Source organism: Natrarchaeobius chitinivorans, assembly GCF_003841505.1.
Classification (GTDB): domain Archaea; phylum Halobacteriota; class Halobacteria; order Halobacteriales; family Natrialbaceae; genus Natrarchaeobius; species Natrarchaeobius chitinivorans.
Window position 1 is genome coordinate 206711 of the sequence record NZ_REGA01000005.1, and the last position, 14665, is coordinate 221375.

Below are 14665 nucleotides of genomic sequence, written 5' to 3' on the forward strand. Positions count from 1 at the left end.
ACCATGCTACGAACGTTACTCGATCGAACTGCCGACGTCGTAACGACGCACAACTATCTGGTCGTCCTCCTCGCCCTCGTACTCACGGCGGGCCTGGTCGTCGGGATCACGAACGCCGAGATGGGCGGCGACGGCGGCTTCGCCGGCGCCGTCGAGACCGACGTCGATGAAGCGGAACAGTACATTCAGGCGAACTACGACATCGACGCGAACGATGAGGAACCGACTGCACGTTTCCCCGTCTACGTGCGAGGCGAAGGTGGAAACGCCCTTTCGGCGGACGCGTTGATCGCGACGCTGGAGTACAAGCAGACGGTCGCCAAGGACGACGATGTCGCGGACGCTCGGACCGACGACGAGACCCTGAGCGTCGCCTCACTGGTCGGGACGCAGGCCGCCGACGATCCCGACGCCAGCATCGACGAGCAGATCGCGGCCCTGGAGGCGGCCGACGAGGACGAGGTCGCGGCCCTCGTCGAGACGACGCTCGCCGAGGATCCCCGCGCCCAGGTGCTGGTGCCCAACAACTACGAACCGGGCACCGCCGAGGCCGAGAGCACGCAGGTCGTGTTCGCGTTCGCGTCCACCGAGGACGGCGGGGCGCCCGCCGACGCGCAGTACGCGCTGGCCGACGCGGCCGCCGACCGCGAGGACTCCGAGTTCTTCACGCTCGGCGAACCGGCGATGGACGAGATGTCCGAGACCAGCATGGAGAACACGGTTTTCCTGGTCCTCCCGGTCGTTCTCGTGTTGATCCTCGCAGTCGCTGCCTTCGCCTACCGCGACGTCGTCGACGTGGTCGTCGGGCTCGCGGGCGTGCTCGTCTCGATCCTCTGGATGTTCGGCATCCTGGGCTGGCTCGGCGTCGAGGTCGGGCCCGCGGTCGTGATCGGCCCGGTCCTGATCGCGGGACTGTCGATCGACTACGGGTTCCACGTCTTTACGCGGTATCGCGAGGAGCGGGGACCGGACGAAGCGATTCGACCCCCGATGGCGCGCGGACTGCGCTCGGTCACGGTCGCGTTCGGACTCGTGACGATCACCGCCGGAATCGGCTTCCTGGCGAACGTCGTCAATCCCGTCGACACCCTGCGGAATCTCGGGATCGCGATCACGCTCGGGGTCGTCTCCGCGTTCGTGATCTTCGTCACCCTAGTGCCCGCGCTGAAGGTCACGATCGACGACGCTCTCGAGCGGCTCGGCCTGGACCGCCGCAAGCGGCCGCTGGGCGCCGGGTCCTACGTGGGTCCGGCTCTCTCGAGTACGGTGACGCTGGCCCATCGAGTGGCCCCCGTCGTAATCGTCGTCGCGCTCCTCGTCGCGGCGGGCGGTGCGGCTGCCTGGACGGCCCTCGACGAGGAGACCATGGGCGCCGAAAACCCCGACGTCGCCGAGTGGAAGCAGGAGCTTCCCGGCCCGGTGGGGTGGGAGGAAAACGAGGCGATGGCGAATCAGGAGTACGTCGGCGACCAGTTCCGGAGTGCCGCCGCCGACGAGGGCGACCGCGTCCAGATCCTCGTCGAGAAATCGGTGACCGACGACGACGCGCTGTACGCTCTGGAGAAGGGTGTCGACGAGGGCGTCGATCGCGGCGCCTTCGCCGAGGGGCGCGTCGACACCATCGAGACGCCGACGACCGTGACCCACGAGGTCGCCGCCGAGAACGACGAGTTCGCGGATACGGTCGAAGCCGCCGACACGACCGGAGACGGTGTCCCCGACAGCGATCTCGAGGCGGTGTACGACCACCTCTACGAGGTCGCCCCGGATCGGGCGAGTGCGGTGATCGAGCGCGAAGATGGCGAGTACCAGTCGTTGCGGGCGATCGGGCCGCCCCAGGCTGCCGACGGTCCGGCGATCGACGGCGACCGGGCCGCGAACCTGTTCGCGGTCGGTGAGGCGATCGAGGCCGAGGGCGGGGACCTGGAGGCGACCGTTGTCAGCGAGGCAACCACCGAGCATGCGGCGATCGAGCGGATCACCGACGGCATCGTCCGCGTGATGATCCTCGCCGTGGGCGCGGTGTTCCTGACGCTGGTCGCCGTCTACCGGCGGGCACATGGGAGCGTCACGCTCGGCGCGCTGACGGCCATGCCCGTCGCACTCGTCCTCGGGTACGTCGTTGGCGGGATGTATCTGCTGGACGTCCCGCTGAACTTCCTGACGGCGCTGCTGGTTAGCCTGGTGATCGGCATCGGCATCGACTACTCAATCCACCTCAGCGACCGGTTTGCACACGAGCGCGCCCGCGGTCGAACCGACATCGAGGCCCTCGAGACGGCAGTCACCGGCACCGGCGGCGCGCTCCTCGGGAGCATGTCGACCTCGGTCGCCGCCTTCGTCGGCATGCTGATCCACCCTGATCCGTCCTTCCAGAACTTCGCGACGTTGGTCGTCTTAGCGATGATCGCCGCGTTTGTCGCGAGCGTGGTTGTCCTGCCGAGTCTGTTGTACCTGTGGGCGCGCCACGGGAGAACCGAACAGGCGGTCGATGACGTAGACTCTGACGTTGCGGTGTCCACTCAGGACTGAGACGGACGGCCGTAACTCCCTCTCTCGCCAGCTGACATCCGAATCGGAAGCGTTCCAGCCGCGAATATAAGGGCCAACAGCACGCCTACCGCTGCGAGATACACGCTCTATATCGGTCACTCCTCTGAATTTATCTAAGCAAACCATCACGAAAAGAATAATGAATGCAACGCGCATATCGTTCACCGGTTGCTCCCCGTGCAGCCTGTACAAATTCGTCACCAATTGACGGTATGTGCTTGGTCAACGTAGCGAGACAGGCTACCTATGGCACAAGCAAAACCAGACACCGAACAACTCGTGAGAGACTATGGAGAGATGTGGAACGAACAGGACTTCGCGAAGATACCAGACCTCGTCTCGGAGTCAGTCGTCGTGTCTCATCCAAGCATGCCTGACGGTGAGGTACAGGGACACGAGGGGTTAGAAGAGTGGATGCACGAGGTCACGACTGGCTTCCCCGACGTTCAGGTGGAAATCATAGATCTTCTTGCTAGTGACGAGATAGTAATGGTTGAAGTGAACTATGCGATGACCCACGAGGGAGAATTCAACGAAATCCCAGCGACTGGACGGACAGTCGACATGAAAGGAATGTCTAAATTTGAAATAGAAGATGGTAAAATAAAAGAACACCGAGAGTACATCGACCGACAGGAGTCCTTCGACCAGCTTGGACTTACAGACGGCTAAGATCAGTCCGCTACTGAGCATATCCTCTCTATTCAGCAGCCATCTTCTGACAGAATCTGAGTAAAACGTTCAGTCTCTGCTGAATATACAGCGCGAATGTTTCACAAGCTTCGGTTCGCTCTACGAACGTGGTGAACGATCAGTGCAGGCGAACAATATACCGCATCCACCAACAGAGACAAGCGTCTGTGTCTATCATAGGGTCTATGGATGATTCTGACGAGCCGCCGGGTTCTGACTCTGATATGGTCGTGAATCGGGGTGAAACGTACGACCACGCCGAACACGGCCAAGTTGAAGTTACAGGGATTTGGAAGGGCGTTGAGCAAGTTGACAAGGCCCGCCATACGGATGAGAAGGATGTGTTCATCGTCCGGTATTCGGCTGAAATCAACGGAGAGGAGGTTGATGAACTCACAGATACGTTGGACGAATTTCTTGAATCAGTTGAATAATCAAGGTCTATGTCCGACCGTTCTTCTCTTTTGAAGGTCACCGGTCAGTTCACAGGTCTACTAAGCGGGTGACACATCCGTTTCAGTGAGAAACAAACGAACCCGTCGTCCTGACCCCATCCTCTGAATCGGTTATGGTGTTCCTGCCAGTAACCAATCAGTTCGTTCAGTGAGTGCCGACCGTGCTCCGATCTACGGCCAATCTGCCGGAAGCTCGTCCTCGTGGTCGATCATCAACTCGACGAGTGGCTCGATCTCGTCGAAGCTCGGCCCGTGCGTAATCGTCTTCGAGTGGGGGTTCCACTCGATAAAGTCCGCTTCGTCGAGCTTCGGGAGGTGACTGTGGTGTAGCCTCGGCAAGACGTCCTCGCGTCGCCCGTTGGGGGCGAAGTCCCGTGGAACGAACTCGGCGTCCTCGCTCGGATTCGTGTCGGCAAGCGCCGTCAGGATGCGACGCCGGGGGGGCTTGCTGAGGACGTCGAAAAGTTCGTCGAGCGTGGCACGCTCCCGTTGAACGGTCGTATCGTGTGATGAATGGTCGGTCATATGTTGCCGAGGAACAGATGGGCTTGTCTCGCCGCCCCATCTGACTCGTTCTGGAAGTTTGCGCCAATCCGCAAAAGAGTTGTGGGAAAACGCAACTCGTGGGAAGGGATTTTCACATTTCACGCCCAATAATCCGCTAATTCTGCACTTTCATCAAGTAATTCGACAGTCTGCCGGTCTGATTACTCTTTGTCTTTCTCGAACTCGAACTCCGCCCAGGGGCGGGTGTAGTGGTTGGTGATAATTTCGGAGGACTCGATACTGAAGCCCCGCTTAGCGAGGTCGTTGGTGATTTGGGTCAGGTCTCGGGTGTCCGTGGCAACGACCTCGACGTAGATGTTGCGTTTGCTGGTGAGCATCTCGCGGACGTCAACGACCCCGTGCTGATCCAGTATGGAGGCGGCCAGCTCTTCGCGCTCGTCGGCGGGGGCGCTACAGACGAACAACACGTGCAGCGGGTAGTTCGCCTTCTCGTAGTTGATCTTCGGGTAGTACCCCTCGATGACGCCTGTCTTTTCCAGATCTTCGATGCGGTTGCGGACGGTACTGGCAGCGACGTTGACCTGCTCTGCAATCTCGGCGATCGTGATGTTCCGTGCGTCCTCCTGAAGCAAAAACAGGATACCGCGATCGACGTCGTCGAGTGCGACTTCGCTCATGAGTTATACAGACCCGCTGTCTGTATGAATCTTCGTCCATAGTGCGGGAATCCCACCCTTGGTGTCTCACACGGCGAGGACAACGGACTGAGACTGCCTTCCCGAACAGATAACTGCGATTTTTGCACATCTGTGAGGGATATTTGCGAAAACGGCATTTTCGAGCCAACATATATACACCATCGCAGCCTAGCGGTAGATGATGGTATCCCATACGCCGTCGTATCGGGTGGTCGAGGCGGTAGCCCAGAAGGAGGGAGTCTCGCCGAGCGAGTTATCCCCACCACTGTTCAGCGTCGTCAATCCAGAAGCACTGGACGCACTCGTTCAAGAGGATGCGGACTCGAACACCAGCCAGGTCAAGGTTGAGTTCACGTACCTGGATTACGTAGTTGAGATCCGGAACGGGCCCACAGTGAGCGTCTCGGCTCAGAAGGGAGACGCATCGATGGAGAATCCCAAGTCCGTAGCCGAACAGTGAGCCAGCTTCGAGGAATAATTCCCTCGGAATGTCGAACGTTCAGTATAGGCGAAGAATCTAACGATGCGTGCTGTGATCTTTCCCCTAACTGGTAGGAGACCTGTGCAGGACTTAGAGTCTGACTTCAACCTGGCAAGAATTCCGGTCCAGAGCAAAGTGATTGAATCAAGTATGGTCGCATATCTTCTACCGCGTCACTTTGCCCGAGGTGGCACTGTCTAGATGAGAGTTTGAGGAATGAGCAGGTGGTGGCGAGAAGTGCCTATGCAACTCGCCAACCTGCTCAGAGAGACCTTAGATGTGGATTGTGATGAGGTTTGGGAGAACGAGCGCACCCCGACACCCGTCAGGGTGTTCGGGGTGCGCCTACATTCGATGGGACTGTCGGTTCGGGAGGTTGTTGCAGTGCTCGAATTACTCGGTATTGACCGTTCTCACGGCGCAATCTGGAACTGGACACACAAACTCTCGGCGGCACAGAGCGACCCGCCGACGGCAGCGCCGTCGCGGGTCGCGGTCGATGAGAAACAAATCAAGGTAGACGGCGAGAAAAAGTGGTTGTACGCCGCGATCGACACAGAATCGAAGCTACTGCTCGAGATCGACGTATACAGCCGCCGCGGGACTGACCCCGCGGCGGCGTTCTTGCACCGTCTCACCGAGAAACATGATCTTGCCGAGACAGAGTTTCTCGTCGATGCAGGCGGCTATCTGACTGCCCTCGCTCGCCACGAATTGAGCGGTCAGCTCAACTACAGCGACCGAAACCACGTCGAAAAGTGGTTTCAGACAGTCTCAATGCGAATCGACCGCTTTCACGCCTTCTGGCGGGGCAGTCCAGCCAGCGCACGCCGCTGGCTGAGACGCTTCAGACACCACTACAACCACGATCGACCGAATCAAGCGCTGAATGGCCGAACACCAGCCGAAGAGGTGCTGAACTAGACAGTGCCCCCGAGGTATACAGTTCTCCGTCAACGAATATCTGTTCGTCCTGGGTCATGGTGACTTGATAATCAGCATATTGGAACGTAAAGCTCCATTCGCCCTTTTCTCGCCCAGATAGATTCTCTAACATTCCTGGGTCGATGTATGTGTAAAGCGGGTCGAGTTCTTCTTGATCCACGCCATCCGCGTTGGCTATCGCTTCGACGACTTTGACGACGAGGTCAGTCTCAGCCATCTGCAGCTAGTTCCCCTAGAACCCGACAGTTTTCGAGCAAGGAATCGGGGATCTCTTCTATCGATTCGAACACCTTCTCAACGATGAATTCCGCTTCGGCAAAATTGGGTCCACGATGGACACAGAACGGTTCAGACTCCCAATGAACGTATCCTGCGTCGGCGAGCTTCGGAAGGTGGTGATGTCGTAGCTTGATGGCTAACGTTTCGGATTCCATTGATTGGTTGGGCGACTCTGCAGCGTCAGGCAGTGGAAGCCGTTCATCCGGGGGCGCATCCCGCAACGAAATAATGATCTCCCGTCGTGGTTCGGCCGAAAGACAGTCAAATAACTGATCCCATTGATCTGCCCATTTCTGCTCATTAGGTGGGCTGAAAGACATACAATCCCTTTTCCCTCCAACCTCTTCAGCCTTGCCAGTCGATAACACAACATACTACCGAGAATGAAAATCCCATCTTCTTTGGCCACATACCTCATATAAGTCAAACAATATACTGAACTGCCTTTCGAAATATTCAGTTTACATCTTGCACGACGCTCCGAACACCATATGAAACTGTCAGGAATCTCAGCGCTCAGTTCGCACGTGTAGTGAGCAGATAGTTCACCACTTTCGGTATGAAACAAACGAAGTCGTCGTACTGCATTGATGCTCTATATTCAGCAGCCGACTTTTGGCACATTCCAGATAAATCGATAGCTGGTTCGGTAACTGCTCCCCCTGCACATACCAGTTATTAGGTACCCAAGAGCAAGTATCCGAACGGTTCTATGACACCCTGATTGCAGGTGTGTCCTCCCCGGGGTTTTTCGTCGTCGCGGTAGTAGCTGTACGCTATGGCGGGGCTTCGCTGGACGACCCTGACCGGTGACGAACGCGACGACTTCCTCGAGACCGGTGGCACTGGCGTGCTCTCGTTTGCGACCGGACCGGACGAGCCGCCGGCATCGCTCCCGATATCGTACGGGTATTATGCAGCGGACGAGGCGTTTTACTTCCGGCTTTCGTTTCCGCCGGGGACCGCCAAGGACGCTCTCATCGAGAACCAGGTTTCGTTCGTCACGCACGACGAGACGGCTGACGGCTGGCGAAGCGTCGTTGCGACCGGAACGCTCGAGGAACTGGCAGACGCCCATCCCGAATCGGTTGCGGTACAGGGTATGTGGGCGGTTCGAATCCCGACGGTCGACGTCTTCGACCGGCCACGCGACGAGATCGAGTTCCACGACTTCCGCCTCGATCCGGACACGCTGACGGGGCGAAAGAGCGTCCCCGAGTGAGACGGATTGCTGTCACGGTTTGCCGGAGAGACCGCAGGCAGCCCGTGAGTGTCTGTCATACGGTTTACTGTCAGTCATTGCCGGCGCACCCGCGACCTGGGCGGCGGGTGCGCCGGTACACAGTGGCAGTAATCCGTATCAGGCGGAACATAATTATCCCGCCCGCCGTGGTAGACCGGAGTCATGGTCGATTCACGACCGAACGTTCTCCTGATCCACTGCCACGATCTCGGGCGGTACCTCGGTTGTTACGGGATGGATATCGAAACGCCGTCGATCGATGCGCTCGCAGCCGATGGGGCGCTGTTCGAACGACACTTCACGACTGCACCCCAGTGTTCGCCGAGTCGAGGCAGTCTCATGACCGGGTGTGTCCCCCACGTCAACGGCCTCATGGGGCTCGCACACGGCGACTGGGAGCTTCACGACGACGAGCGAATCCTGCCCCAGTACCTCCGCGATGCCGGGTACGAGACCCACCTTTTCGGACTCCAACACATCACCCAGGATACGGATCGACTCGAGTACGATCACGTCCACTCCGAAGGGAACCTCTATCCGGGCGTCTCGCCGGCGGTCCACCAGGCCAACCGGGCTCGAAACGTGGCGTCGGTCGTGTCCTCGTTTCTCGAGGCGGGGGCGTACGCCGAACCGTTTTTCGCGTCGGTCGGATTCTTCGAGTGTCATCGGGTCGAAGAAGAAAACGGTCGATACGGGTTCGACGCGGGCTATTACGGTGCCGACGATCCCGACGAGGTTCGACCGCTCCCGTATCTGCCGGACAGGCGGGGCATCCGTCAGGATCTCGCGGAAATGCGCGGGATGGTATCGGCGATCGACGAGGGCGTCGGGACGATCATCGACGCCCTCATCGCGGCCGGTATCGACGAGGAGACGCTCGTGATCTTCACGACCGAACACGGCATCGCGTTCCCTCGAGCGAAAGGTGCCTGTTACGATGCGGGAATCGAGGCGGTACTCGCGCTTCGGTATCCCGACGCCATCGACGGCGGCGAGCGATACGACGAACTCGTCAGCAACGTCGACGTGTTGCCGACGGTGCTCGACCTCGTCGACGTCGACGTTCCCGACGCAGTCGACGGACGAAGCTTTGCCGCGCTCGTTACCGACGACGAAGACGACAGCTACGAGAAACGTGATCGCATCTTCGCCGAGATGACGTGGCACGATATGTACAATCCCGTCCGTGCGATCCGGACGGATCGATTCAAGTACATCCGAAACTTCTGGCATCTCCCCAGAGTGTACCTCCCGGCGGACGTCTTCGCCAGCGAATCCGGGCGCGAAGTTCGAGAGAGCGACGGCGTTCCGGCGCGACAGTACGAAGAACTCTACGATCTCCGCGATGCACCGCAAGAAGACGACAACGTCGTGTACGAACCGCGGTATCAGGACGTTAGACGAGAGCTCTCGAGAGAACTCTACGAGTGGATGGACGCGACGGACGATCCGCTTCTCGACGGTCCCGTCGTGCCGGGTGACTACGACGAGATTGCGTTGTGGCCGCACGAATCGGGTGACAACCGATTCGACGTCCGTTAGCGCGTGGTCGACGGTTGGGTATCGATGATCCCCGACTCCGCGGCAACGTGGGTCGCGAGCGAGATCATCTGCGCCGAGAACCCGTACTCGTTGTCGTACCAGGCGAGTACTTTCACCAGACCGTCCTCGAGCACCATCGACCCCGCGAGATCGACGTACGACGCGAACGGAAGTCCGACGATATCTCGAGAGACGATCTCCTCGTCGGTGTAGCCGAGGACGCCGGCGAGGTCGCCGTCTGCAGCATTGCGGACGGCGTCTTCGAGGTCCGCTTTCGTGACGTCGGCTTCGAGGGCGACGGTGAGATCGGTAATCGACCCGTTTGGGACTGGAACGCGCATCGCCATCCCGTCGAGTTTTCCCTCGAGTTGTGGGAGGATTTCGGTGGTTGCGATCGCGGCACCGGTCGTGGTCGGGACGATGTTCTCGGCGGCGGCCCGGCCGCGGCGGCGCTTCCCGAGCGGCCCGTCGACGAGGTTCTGACTGCCGGTGTAGGCGTGGACGGTCGTGAGCAAACCGGAGTCGATACCGAACGCCTCGTCGAGGACGTTCACGACCGGGGCGACGGAGTTAGTCGTACAGGAGGCGTTCGAGACGACGTCTGCACCGTCGTAGGTCTCGTGGTTGACGCCGTAGACGAACATCGGCATCGGCTTCTCGCCTTTCGGCGGCGCCGAGATGATCACCTTGTCGGCACCGCCCTCGAGGTGTCCGGACGCCTCGTCGTACGTCCGAAACAGGCCGGTCGCCTCGAAGACGACGTCGACGCCGAAATCGTCCCACGGAATCGTCGAGGGCTCCCGTTCGGTGAGGAGGCGGATCTCTCGGTCGCCGACGAACAAACTGTTGCCCTCTCGCTTGACGTCCTCGAGTCGGCCGTGGACCGAATCGTACTCGAGCAGGTACGCCATGTCGTCGTCGGCCATCACGTCGTTGATGGCGACCACGTCGACGCGCTCGTCCGAAAGCGATGCACGAAGGACGTTTCGACCGATTCGGCCGAAGCCGTTCAGACCGATTCGAAGCGACCCGCTGGAGTCATCGGAATACGTTCCCATAACCGATTGGGCCACACCGGCCGGTAAAGTCCTTGGCCCCGGAACCGAGATGGCTCTGGCCCCGGGACCGAGACGGCTCCGATCGTACGGGACGGTGTGCCGAGCGGTGCCCGCGATCGGCGTGCCAACCGGTGCCTGCGACCGGTGGGCCGCTTGATACGGACTGCTGTCAGTCATTATCGGCGCGACCGCGGGACAGCGCCCGGTCGCTCCGGTACACAGTGACAGCAATCCGTATGAGTGTGAGCGCCGAGTAACTCGTCACAGCGATCCGTATGACTCCTCGTCGCCGTTTGCGACCGCGAGTTCGAGAACGAAACTCGAGGAGGAGACGATGTCGCCGATGCCGACCGTTCCCGCGGGTTCGTCGACGACGCGGTTGGGACAGGCGGCGACCGTCGGGGTGTAGAGGACGCCGCCGTCGGCCGTCTCGCCGACTTGATCCGCGAGGAGTTCGATCGCCTCTTTCCCGTTCTCCGAGGGCTCGTACTCGAGCCCCGTCTCGAGGTCGTCTGCTGACGCGATGTGACCCAGCGCCGCCTTCGTCGCGGCGTTGACGGCGGCGAACTCCAGTCCGCGCTCGACTGCCGCCGGGGGGAGATACGAGTCCATCACGGCGAGATGGTACTCCATCGCGTGTAACCGGACGCAGTCGACGCCGAGTTCCTCACGCAGCGCGGACAGCATGCGGTAATGGTCGAGAATTTCGTCGGGTTCGAACGGCGTCTCCTCGCTTGGTGGCGCGTCGACGACGCCGAGTCCGGCGTCCTCGTGGAGGAGGGTGAGTTCGTGGGTGTCCGCGCCGACGACGTTCGCCTCCGGCAGGATCCACTCGTAGATGCTCTCCCGCAAGTCGTCGTCGTGGGTTACGGCGTACTCGATGTGTATCTTCAGTTCGTCCTCGCTTCCCGACCGGAGTCGGTGAATCACGTCTCGAGCGTGCCGATGTGCCTGCTCGTAGTCCTCCTCGACGTGGTCGGGTGTGAGGTTGTGATACCCGGCGAGCAACGCCCCGTCGACGGCCTCGCCGACCTGATCGACGTGCGCGTCGAGGTCGCCGGCGACGAGGTCGAACTCCGGCGGTCTCGAGGCCGCGATGAATCGGGTGTCTTCGATCGCTCGAACGTCGAAGAGTTCGTCGCCGACTCTGAACTCGAACACCCAGTTGATCTTCGTTCGCTCGGCGTTGACCGCCTCGCGTAGCGGGACGAACTCCACTTCGCCGTCCTCGACCATCGGATACGTCACCGCGTCGGGGTGGTCGAACATCGAGAGCTGTCTGTCCGAGATCAGGTACGTGTACGTGATCGGGGCCCCACCGAGCGAGGAGACGAGGTTGGTCATGATCCCCGTCTGGCCGCCCATCTGCTGGCTGTCCGGGCTCAACTCCGCCTCGAGCGTCGCCGCGAACTCGTCGGTCATCGCGACTTCGTCGCCCCGCCCGGCCGCCATCGTGTGCGTGATCGCCGTCGCGAGGTTTCGTTTCGACGCCAGCGGACTCGGCGGGTGACGGTCGCCGGGGTCTGGCGGCCGCTCGAGATACGACTCGAGGTCCTCGTCGACCCGGACGATCGCGTCCACGTTCGCGTTGTACGCGACGAACACGGGCAGTCCGTCGAGTGCCCGTACGTCCGCCTCCAGCTGCGAGTGATCGCCTGCCATGACACGGGGTGCTCCCAGCGCCAGCGAGTTAATGCTGTGCGTGCCTCGATAGACTCCACCGATATGCGGGAGTACGTTCTGTGGCCCGTACGGTCTATGATCGCCGGGCCCCGTACGGTCTGTGACTACCGCACCCGTCTGTTCTGTGACCCCCGCCGACTTATTATCGTCCACGTGGTCAGCACGATAGATCGATGGGAGGACACACGTTCGTTCGATGGCTGGAGGACGTCAGCAGCGCCGATACGGGGTCCGTCGGCGGAAAGAGTGCGAACCTCGGGGAGCTCGCAGACCTCGATGTCCCGGTGATACCGGGCTTTACGACGACGGCTGGCGCGTACGATTTCTACGTCGAACGGACCGGTATCCGCGAGGCGATCGAGTCCGAGCTCGCCGGGCTGGACGCCGACGACGTCGCGGACCTGCAGCGGCGCGGAGAGCGGGTTCGCAGCCTGATCTCGGACGCGGAGATGCCCGCGGAACTCGAGACCGCGATCGTCGAGCGCTACGAGGAGCTGGGAAGTCGGCTAGAGATCGACGATCCCGAGGTCGCCGTCAGGAGTTCCGCGACCGCCGAGGACCTGCCGGACGCCTCCTTCGCGGGCCAACAGGAGACGTTCCTCAACGTTTCGGGAACGACGGAACTGCTCGAGTCGATCAAACACTGTTTCGCCTCGCTATTTACCGACCGCGCGATCGCTTACCGCGAGAACAACGATTTCGACCACCTCGCGGTGAAACTCGCCTGCACCGTCCAGAAGATGGGACGGGCTGATCTGGCGTCCTCCGGGGTGTTGTTCAGCCTCGATCCCGACACCGGCTTCGACGAGGTCGTCGTCATCGAAGCGGCGTACGGGTTCGGCGAGCCGGTCGTCCAGGGCGTGGTCGACCCCGACAGGTACGTCGTCTTCGAGCCGACGAACGGCATCGTCGAGAAGGAACTCGGCGGGAAGACCCAGCGCATGGTGCGGCGCAACGGCGGAACCAAACTGGAGTCCGTCCCCGAAGACGCCCAGGGGGAGTTCGCGCTCTCGGACGACCGGATCCGGGAACTCGCGACGTACGCGAGCCGAATCGAAGACCACTTCGGCGTCCCGCAGGATATCGAGTGGCTCGTCGACGGCGAACTCGAGGAGCTGTTCGTCGTTCAGGCCAGGCCGGAGACGGTCCACGGGGCGGCCGAGGGGAACGTCCTCCGAACGTACAGTCTCGAGGAAACCGCCGACGAGATACTGGAGGGGATCGCGATCGGAAACGCCGTTGCGACCGGTCCCGTTCGGGTTCTCGACGATCACCGGGAGATGGAACGGGTCGAGGAGGGCGACGTTCTCGTCACGGAGATGACCGACCCGGACTGGGTTCCCGTGATGAAGCGAGCGAGCGCGATCGTGACCGACCGGGGCGGCAAGACCTCCCACGCGGCGATCGTCTCGCGGGAGCTCGGCATTCCCGCGATCGTTCGCACCGGCGACGCGACCGGGACGCTGGCGAACGGCACCGCCGTCACGGTCGACTGTTCGACCGACGTCGGGCGGGTGTATGAGGGCGAACTCGAGTACGACGTCACCGAAGAGGCGGTCGACGATCTCCCGGAGACCGACACCGACGTGAAGCTGATCCTCGGCGATCCCGCGCGAGCGTTCTCGCTCGCGAATCTACCCGTCGACGGCGTCGGGCTGGCACGCGAGGAGTTCATCGTGACCTCTCACGTCGGCTACCACCCGCTGGAACTGCTCGAGCGCGGTGAAGAGGAACGATTCGTCGACGCGTTGCGGACCGGCATCGCGAAGATCGGAGCCGCGTTCTACCCGGACGACGTCCTCTTTCGGCTCAGCGACTTCAAGACCGACGAGTACCGCAACCTCGAGGGCGGCTGGAAGTACGAGCCGGAGGAAGCGAATCCGATGATCGGCTGGCGCGGTGCCTCCCGATACTACGACGAGCAGTTCCGCGAGGCGTTCCGGCTGGAGTGTGAGGCGTTGCGCCAGGTCCGCGAGGACGTCGGACTGGACAACGTCGTCGTGATGGTCCCGTTCTGTCGCACGCCCGAGGAGGGCGAACGCGTCCTCGAGTTGCTGGCCGAGTACGGCCTCTCGCGCGAGGAGATGGACGTCTACGTGATGGCGGAACTGCCGTCGAACATCGTCCTCGCGGACCGGTTCTCTGCGCTGTTCGACGGCTTCTCGATCGGGTCGAACGACCTCACCCAGCTGACCCTCGGCGTCGATCGGAACTCCGAACAGCTCGCGCCGCTTTTCGACGAGACCGACGAATCGGTCACGCGGTCGATCAGTTCGTTGATCGAGGAAGCCCACCGGCACGATCGACCGGTCGGCATCTGCGGCGACGCGCCGTCGACGATCCCGGAGTACGTCGAGTTCCTGCTCGACGCCGGGATTGATTCGATTTCGGTGTCACCCGACGTCGCGGTCGAGACGCTGCTCACCGTCGCCGAACTCGAGGAGTCGTAACTCTCGGTTCGTCGATCGCACCCGCGGACCGATGAAAGGTTTACCACTGGTGGCGTGGGAGGTCACGGCTGGGATCTC

14 protein-coding genes are annotated in these 14665 nt (G+C 61.2%); 8 read left to right on the forward strand and 6 right to left on the reverse strand.

Annotation, left to right across the window (positions count from 1 at the left end; genetic code table 11):
• Nucleotides 1-3: 3 nt before the first annotated feature.
• The 3 genes from EA473_RS08360 to EA473_RS08370 all read left to right on the forward strand — a co-directional run bounded on the left by EA473_RS08360 (nucleotide 4) and on the right by EA473_RS08370 (nucleotide 3680).
• On the forward strand, nucleotides 4-2532 hold the full coding sequence (locus EA473_RS08360; protein ID WP_124195205.1) for an efflux RND transporter permease subunit: 2529 nt from the start codon (nucleotides 4-6) through the stop codon (nucleotides 2530-2532).
• Between the two features lie 267 nt (nucleotides 2533-2799).
• Nucleotides 2800-3225, forward strand: coding sequence for an ester cyclase (locus EA473_RS08365; protein ID WP_124195206.1), 426 nt, complete (start codon nucleotides 2800-2802; stop codon nucleotides 3223-3225).
• A 206-nt stretch (nucleotides 3226-3431) separates the two neighbouring features.
• Entirely contained in the window at nucleotides 3432-3680 is a 249-nt protein-coding gene (locus EA473_RS08370) for a hypothetical protein (protein ID WP_124195207.1), read from the forward strand.
• 192 nt (nucleotides 3681-3872) lie between these two features.
• Here EA473_RS08370 and EA473_RS08375 read toward each other — a convergent pair whose 3' ends face one another.
• Nucleotides 3873-4226 carry a DUF7344 domain-containing protein gene (locus tag EA473_RS08375; protein ID WP_124195208.1) on the reverse strand — a complete coding sequence of 118 codons (354 nt, stop codon included), beginning with the start codon at nucleotides 4224-4226 and terminating at the stop codon, nucleotides 3873-3875.
• 182 nt (nucleotides 4227-4408) lie between these two features.
• Nucleotides 4409-4885: an Lrp/AsnC family transcriptional regulator gene (locus EA473_RS08380; RefSeq protein WP_124195209.1), complete on the reverse strand. Its 477-nt coding sequence runs from the start codon at nucleotides 4883-4885 to the stop codon at nucleotides 4409-4411.
• 202 nt (nucleotides 4886-5087) lie between these two features.
• Here EA473_RS08380 and EA473_RS08385 point away from each other — a divergent pair, with 202 nt between their 5' ends.
• Both EA473_RS08385 and EA473_RS08390 read left to right on the forward strand, forming a co-directional pair.
• Complete coding sequence (locus EA473_RS08385) at nucleotides 5088-5366, forward strand: HalOD1 output domain-containing protein (protein ID WP_124195210.1); 279 nt, start codon at nucleotides 5088-5090, stop codon at nucleotides 5364-5366.
• A 264-nt stretch (nucleotides 5367-5630) separates the two neighbouring features.
• Nucleotides 5631-6311: an IS6 family transposase gene (locus EA473_RS08390; RefSeq protein WP_124195211.1), complete on the forward strand. Its 681-nt coding sequence runs from the start codon at nucleotides 5631-5633 to the stop codon at nucleotides 6309-6311.
• Here the strand turns inward: EA473_RS08390 and EA473_RS08395 are convergent.
• Both EA473_RS08395 and EA473_RS08400 read right to left on the reverse strand, forming a co-directional pair.
• Entirely contained in the window at nucleotides 6235-6549 is a 315-nt protein-coding gene (locus tag EA473_RS08395) for a HalOD1 output domain-containing protein (protein ID WP_243645213.1), read from the reverse strand. The genes EA473_RS08390 and EA473_RS08395 overlap by 77 nt on opposite strands.
• Nucleotides 6542-6931: a DUF7344 domain-containing protein gene (locus EA473_RS08400; RefSeq protein WP_124195212.1), complete on the reverse strand. Its 390-nt coding sequence runs from the start codon at nucleotides 6929-6931 to the stop codon at nucleotides 6542-6544. The genes EA473_RS08395 and EA473_RS08400 overlap by 8 nt, the downstream gene beginning before the upstream one ends.
• Before the next feature lie 458 nt (nucleotides 6932-7389).
• On the opposite strand from EA473_RS08400, the gene EA473_RS08405 reads away from it, so the two are divergent.
• A complete protein-coding gene (locus EA473_RS08405; protein WP_124195213.1) occupies nucleotides 7390-7833 on the forward strand; it encodes a pyridoxamine 5'-phosphate oxidase family protein in 444 nt (147 codons plus the stop codon).
• Nucleotides 7834-8016: 183 nt separating this feature from the next.
• Nucleotides 8017-9396 carry a sulfatase family protein gene (locus EA473_RS08410; RefSeq protein ID WP_124195214.1) on the forward strand — a complete coding sequence of 460 codons (1380 nt, stop codon included), beginning with the start codon at nucleotides 8017-8019 and terminating at the stop codon, nucleotides 9394-9396.
• Here EA473_RS08410 and gap read toward each other — a convergent pair.
• Both gap and EA473_RS08420 read right to left on the reverse strand, forming a co-directional pair.
• Complete coding sequence (gene gap / locus EA473_RS08415; RefSeq protein ID WP_124195215.1) at nucleotides 9393-10454, reverse strand: type I glyceraldehyde-3-phosphate dehydrogenase; 1062 nt, start codon at nucleotides 10452-10454, stop codon at nucleotides 9393-9395. The two genes, EA473_RS08410 and gap, sit on opposite strands and share 4 nt — an antisense overlap.
• Before the next feature lie 261 nt (nucleotides 10455-10715).
• The gene (locus EA473_RS08420; RefSeq protein ID WP_124195216.1) at nucleotides 10716-12116 is read right to left on the reverse strand and encodes an ADP-dependent glucokinase/phosphofructokinase; all 1401 of its coding nucleotides are present in this window, start codon (nucleotides 12114-12116) and stop codon (nucleotides 10716-10718) included.
• 194 nt (nucleotides 12117-12310) lie between these two features.
• Here EA473_RS08420 and ppsA point away from each other — a divergent pair, with 194 nt between their 5' ends.
• Nucleotides 12311-14587, forward strand: a complete 2277-nt coding sequence (ppsA, locus tag EA473_RS08425; protein ID WP_124195217.1) for a pyruvate, water dikinase — start codon at nucleotides 12311-12313, stop codon at nucleotides 14585-14587.
• Nucleotides 14588-14665 lie beyond the last annotated feature (78 nt).